Genomic DNA, 5,561 nt, shown 5'->3' on the forward strand with positions numbered 1-5,561 from the left:
TCTACAAGCTAAATCGAAGATATTTTGGAGATAGCCTCTTTGAAAGGCTTATTATTGCTAACATTACAGGGTTATGATTAAAAACGGATAATCAAATTAAATAAAAAACTATATGGACAATACAATACAAAAACCAAAAAATAATATACTTACTGTAATTATTGCTTCATCGGCAGGAACACTTATCGAATGGTACGATATGTTTCTCGCCATTATTCTGGCAGGATCCTTAGCTGTAAATCTTTTTCCCGCAGATGGATCATCGCATTTTTTAGAAACCTTGGCGGTAGTCGCTTCATCTTTTATGTTTAGACCAATAGGATCATTAATTTTTGGAAATATTGGCGACAAAATCGGAAGAAAATATTCTTTTTTGCTTTCATTAATTTTAATGGGTGCATCCACTTTTTTAATAGGATGTATACCAAATTTTTCTAGTATAGGATGGGTTGCACCTATTTTACTTTTAGTTTGCAGACTAATGCAAGGTTTAGCAATTAGTGGGGAATATGCAGGTGCGGTAATTTATGTTGCAGAACATGCACCGGCAAACAAAAGAGGGTTTTATACTGGTTTTATTCAGGCAACAGTACCTATTGGTTTGTTAGTTTGCCTTAGTGTAATCTATGTTACTAGAAGCTCAATGTCAGATGCAGATTTTAATAGTTTTGGGTGGAGAATTCCTTTCTTACTTAGCTCAATATTGGTGCTTTTGAGTTATTTTGCGAGAAAGAAATTACACGAAAGTCCTGTTTTTGAAGAACTTAAAAAAGCTGGAAAAACAAGTAAAGCTCCGGTAAAAGAAGCATTTACAACAAAAGGTAATGTGAAAACAATGCTGAAAGCTATCTTTGGAGGAAATGCAGCACAAAGTTCAGTAATGCAAACGAGTTTATTTGTAACACTGTTTTTTATGCAAAGAGCTGTAAAGTTAGAAGATACCACCGTTTTATTAATAACAGGCGTAGTAACATTTTTTAGTGCGTATTTCTATCAATATTTTGGAGCTTTAAGTGATAAAATAGGACGTAAGAAAGTTTTAATTTCAGGATTAATTGCTAGTTTGATTTTAATTCCTGTATCATTTTATATGTTTATGAAAATAGGAAATCCGGATGGTTTACAAGAAGTTCATGCAATCAGTACAACGGCAACACTACAGATTATGGGAATCAGTTTCTTGCTTTCTGTTGCAGGTGCGGCAACTTATGGACCTCTTGGGGCTTTTATGTTGGAAATTTTCCCTACAAAAATCCGTTATACAAGTATGGGATTTGCACAAAATATGGGCAATGGTTTCATTGGTGGAGCGACTACTTTTGTAACAGAATTAATTAAAACTTCATTTGTAGTAAGTGCAGCTCTCACCCCATATATAGGTTTGGCTTATCCTATATTATTAGTTGTTATAGCGATTATTGTAAATGTATTGTTTGTACCTGAAACTTATAAAACAGATTTAACAACGGAGGAAAATATGGAAACCTCCGAACATTAAATAGAAACTCAATACTATCATAAAAAAGTGCAGAAATAAAATCTGCACTTTTTTGGTTTAGAATGATTTTTAAAGGCTCTATTCCTTTTTATTTCTTTGAGATATGTTTAGTTTTGCTTTTTTGAGGAATCTTAAATATACTAAACAAATTATGAAGATTAAAAAAACGAAAATACTATATACATTTACAATACTTTCCGCTATAAATATTTCTTGTGCAACTTCAAAAATTTCTGATAACAAAAATCCAGAAAAAAAGTATTCTTATGAACAAAATGAAAGAAATATTGCTGATAGTAGTAATATTTCTAAAATTAAAAAAAATACTGAAAAAGAAGATTTTAAAGTAAATCTTCCTGCCATTAAAAGAGAATTTCGTGGCGTTTGGGTTGCAAGTGTTGCCAATATCAACTGGCCTTCAAAAAATAACCTTTCTGTTGAACAGCAGAAAACGGAAGTCATCAATATGTTGAATATGCTTCAGGAGAATAATTTTAATGCAGTCATATTTCAGGTTCGTCCTTCTGCAGATGCTTTGTATACAAGTGAATTGGAGCCTTGGTCATATTTTTTAACCGGAAAAACCGGGCAACCTCCTTATCCCAATTACGATCCTCTGCAATTTTGGATTGAGGAAGCACATAAAAGAGGTATGGAGCTACACGTTTGGCTGAATCCTTACAGAGCACATCACTCCAATGGAGGAGCTCTCACAAGTCTTTCTATGGCGAATAAGCTTTCTGATATTACCATAAAACTGAAAAATGGAATGTATTGGTTCGATCCCGCAGATCCCAGAACACAGGGGCATGTTTCTAATGTTGTAAAAGATATTGTAAAAAGATATGATATTGATGCAGTTCATTTTGATGACTATTTTTATCCGTATGCAACGTACAACAGAGGTGCAGATTTTCCCGATCATAAAACTTGGGCAGCCTACCAAAGTTCTGGTGGAACATTATCCAGAGCAGATTGGCGAAGAGATAACGTAAATAAATTTGTGGAAAGAATTTATAAAGAAATTCATGCAGAAAAGAATTATGTAAAATTCGGAATCAGTCCTTTTGGAATCTGGAAACCGGGTTATCCTGCAGGAATTGTAGGTTCTTCGCAATATGACGAACTTTTTGCTGATGCCAAACTATGGCTGAATAAAGGCTGGGTAGATTATTTTTCGCCACAATTATACTGGCCTATAGATTCTAAAGGACAAGGTTTTGCATCTTTGCTCAATTGGTGGAAATCTGAAAATACCATGAACCGACATCTTTGGCCTGGTTTGAATACAGTTGAAGTAAAATCTTCCGATCGAGCCACTGAAATTAAAAACCAAGTTGAATTATCCCGAGAAATTTTAGGAAATGATGCAGGAGAAGTTCATTGGAGTGTGTCGGGTCTAACGAAAAACGCCAATATGCTTCCTGCTCTGAAAAATGGTCCTTATAAAGATAAAGCTTTAATCCCGAAAAGTCCGTGGATTAAAACGAGTTCATTAAAGAAACCAGACCTATTTATAAAAGACGATGGTTTTTTTGTTCAGGCAAATTGGAGCAGTAAAAACATAGGAAATGTATTTCAGTGGGTGCTTTTCACTCAATATAACGGGGTTTGGGAGACTGAGATTCTTACTTTGGACCAACTATCCAGGCAAATTCCAAAAATGAAATCTGAAAAAGAATTACAGGCAGTTGCTATTGTAGCTATAGACCGTCTCGGAAATGAAAGTGATTATATAGCAAAGAAAGTTAAATAGTAAAATATTTCTGAATTAAGATAAAGATATTACAAAAGCAAAGAGTCCATTTTAGAATGGACTCTTTGCTTATATATCAAATAAGGTTTTTAAAATTACCCAATCTCAATACCGTTTTCTACATTTTCGTCAGGCGTTACAAAAGATAACTTTCCGTCTGGTTTTGTCGTTAAAAGCAACATTCCCTGAGATTCTATTCCTCTAATTTTTCTTGGAGCCAGATTTAATAAAATCATGACCTGTTTTCCAATCACTTCTTCAGGAGTAAAACTTTCTGCAATACCAGAAACAACAGTTCTAACATCAACTCCCGTATCAACAGTAAGTTTAAGCAATTTATCTGCTTTTTCTACTTTTTCAGCTTCAGTAATCGTTGCTGTTCTAAGGTCGATTTTCGTAAAATCATCAAAGGTGATTTCGTCTTTCATAGGGTTTGCGTTAGGGTTTGTTTTTTTATTGTTTTGTTTGGTATTTTCTAATTTTTGAATTTGAGCTTCAATCACATCATCTTCAATTTTTGAGAAAAGAAGAGAAGCTTCATTAATTTGGTGCCCTGTTTCAATGAGAACAGACTTATTTTCAACATCAGCCCAATCAGATTTCTGAACATTAAACATATTCAGTAATTTTTCTGAACTAAAAGGCATAAACGGTTCTGATAACTGAGCCAAAGCCACAGCAATCTGTGCTCCTACAAATAAAGAATGAGCTGCCTTTTCAGGATTATCTTTAATAGTTTTCCAAGGTTCTTCGGTCTGTAAATATTGATTTCCAAATCGTGCCAAATTCATCAAAGCGGTTAAAGAATTCCTGAATTCATAATTTTCCAAAAATCCTGCAATTTCCTTAGCTGATTTGTTTATTTCCGCCAATTCAGGAGCGTTTGCATCACCTTGTGGAACAATTCCGTTATAATATTTGTGAATTAAAACGGCAACTCTGTTGATGAAGTTTCCGAAAATTCCCACCAATTCAGAATTATTTTTGGTCTGGAAATCTTTCCATGTAAAGTTGTTATCTTTCGTTTCCGGTGCAGACGAAAGCAATGCATATCTCAAAACATCCTGTTGTCCCGGGAAATCCTCTACATATTCGTGTGCCCAAACTGCCCAGTTTCTTGACGTGGAAATTTTATCATTTTCCAAATTTAAAAACTCGAAAGCCGGAACATTTTTCGGCATAATAAAATCACCGTGTGCTTTCATCATACTTGGAAAAATAATACAGTGGAACACAATATTATCTTTACCGATAAAGTGAACCAAATCAGATTCTTCACTTTGCCAGTAATCTTTCCAGTCTTTTCCGTTTTTCTCTGCCCATTCTTTGGTGAAAGAAATGTAACCAATAGGTGCATCAAACCAAACATAAAGTACTTTTCCTTCAGCATTGGGTAGCGGAACAGGAACGCCCCAGTTCAAATCTCTGGTCATGGCACGAGGTTTCAGTCCGTCATTCAGCCAGGATTTTACCTGTCCGTAAACATTGGGTTTCCAGTCGTCTTTATGTCCTTCGATAATCCATTGGTTAAGAAAATCTTCGTATTCATTTAAAGGTAAATACCAGTTTTTGGTTTCTTTCAGAACGGGAATATTTCCGCTCAACATCGATTTTGGATTAATCAGTTCAGAAGGCGATAGCGTTGTTCCGCATTTTTCACATTGGTCGCCATAAGCGTTTGGATTGCCACAATTGGGACAGGTTCCCACAATGTAACGGTCTGCTAAAAATTCTCCTGCCTGTTCATCGAAATACTGTTCGGAAACTTCTTCTGTAAATTTTCCTTTTTCGTACAGAACTTTAAAGAAATCCTGACTGGTTTCGTAATGTTTTGGCGAAGTCGTTCTGGAATATTCATCAAAAGAAATCCCCAAGTCTGAAAAAGATTTTTTGATAATTCCGTGGTATTTATCTACAATATCCTGAGGTGTTACACTTTCTTTTTTTGCTCTTATAGTGATGGGAATGCCGTGTTCATCGCTTCCGCAGATAAATGCTACATCTTTTCCCAATCTTCTGTTGAATCTCGCATATACATCCGCAGGTATATAAACACCTGCCAAATGCCCTATATGAATCGGTCCGTTTGCGTAGGGCAAAGCCGCCGTAATCATTTTTCTGTTTGACATTTTATCCTAAAGTTTTAAACCGCAAAGATAAGGATAACCGCTGAAATTTAGATATCTATATGGAAAGGATTTAATGCAGTTCAATAGCGTCCTAAATAAAAAAATAAGAAGGAATTAAAGTAACTCAAAGTATCTTTGAGGTTGTACAACAAAAAAACCTTCTTATGGATTCAAAATT

General features: G+C 34.8%; 3 protein-coding genes. 2 read left to right on the forward strand and 1 reads right to left on the reverse strand.

What is annotated here, in order from left to right:
• Positions 1 to 112 precede the first annotated feature (112 nt).
• Positions 113 to 1,498: an MFS transporter gene (locus tag IV513_RS14845; RefSeq protein WP_209391338.1), complete on the forward strand. Its 1,386-nt coding sequence runs from the start codon at positions 113 to 115 to the stop codon at positions 1,496 to 1,498.
• Positions 1,499 to 1,649: 151 nt separating this feature from the next.
• Positions 1,650 to 3,254 carry a glycoside hydrolase family 10 protein gene (locus tag IV513_RS14850; protein WP_209391339.1) on the forward strand — a complete coding sequence of 535 codons (1,605 nt, stop codon included), beginning with the start codon at positions 1,650 to 1,652 and terminating at the stop codon, positions 3,252 to 3,254.
• Positions 3,255 to 3,349: 95 nt separating this feature from the next.
• Here the strand turns inward: IV513_RS14850 and metG are convergent, their stop codons facing one another.
• A complete protein-coding gene (gene metG, locus IV513_RS14855; RefSeq protein ID WP_209391340.1) occupies positions 3,350 to 5,383 on the reverse strand; it encodes a methionine--tRNA ligase in 2,034 nt (677 codons plus the stop codon).
• Positions 5,384 to 5,561: the final 178 nt, after the last annotated feature.

Source organism: Chryseobacterium sp. RR2-3-20, assembly GCF_017808115.1.
GTDB classification, from domain to species: Bacteria; Bacteroidota; Bacteroidia; order Flavobacteriales; family Weeksellaceae; genus Chryseobacterium; species Chryseobacterium oryzae.